The organism is Mesorhizobium tamadayense, from assembly GCF_003863365.1.
In the GTDB taxonomy this organism is placed as follows: domain Bacteria; phylum Pseudomonadota; class Alphaproteobacteria; order Rhizobiales; family Rhizobiaceae; genus Mesorhizobium; species Mesorhizobium tamadayense.
The window spans coordinates 1-553 of sequence record NZ_RQXT01000224.1; the positions used below are offsets into that span (position 1 = coordinate 1).

Below are 553 nucleotides of genomic sequence, written 5' to 3' on the forward strand. Positions count from 1 at the left end.
TTCAATAGGTGCACTCATGATCCGCCGCCACGAAGTGAGCAGGAAATGGGGGCGACTGTTACGATTTCCGGCTGTTCTCGTCGGCCAAGATATCCCGCGCATGCACGCACTGATCGGCCAAATGCGTGCTGACACATCCGGTTGGCATTTCATGGTGATGAATCACTGGCAAAAATGCGCTCCCTGATGACACAAGGATCTTAGCAGTCTTATGACGATTGACGTCCCGCAGCACATTCTTGACGCCATGACCGATGTCGATATGCCGCGACTACGGTCGGAGACGCCTCCGTCCGGTACAATGGTCCACGGCGGCCTTCAAGTCCCGGTCTATCGAAGCGGTTGTGTAGTGGTCGGTTCCGGTGCGGCGGGGCTGCGTGCGGCGGTGGAATTAAGGCGGCGTGGGAACGAGGTGGTTATCGTCAGTCAAAGCGCTTGGGGTGGAACGTCGGCCTGCTCCGGCTCTGACAAGCAGACGCTGCATACGGCCAACAGTGCGGATCAGGGAGACAACTACAAGGCGATGGCGCGAGCAATACGCGCCGGCGGCGCG

Annotated in this window: 2 protein-coding genes; both read left to right on the forward strand. The window is 59.1% G+C overall.

From position 1 onward, the window contains the following. The coding region (locus EH240_RS38675) for a hypothetical protein (protein ID WP_206075406.1) at positions 1-187 on the forward strand (187 nt) is incomplete at its 5' end. A gap of 24 nt (positions 188-211) precedes the next feature. Further along, a partial coding sequence (locus EH240_RS37410; protein WP_125007288.1) for an FAD-binding protein occupies positions 212-553 on the forward strand: 342 nt, incomplete at its 3' end.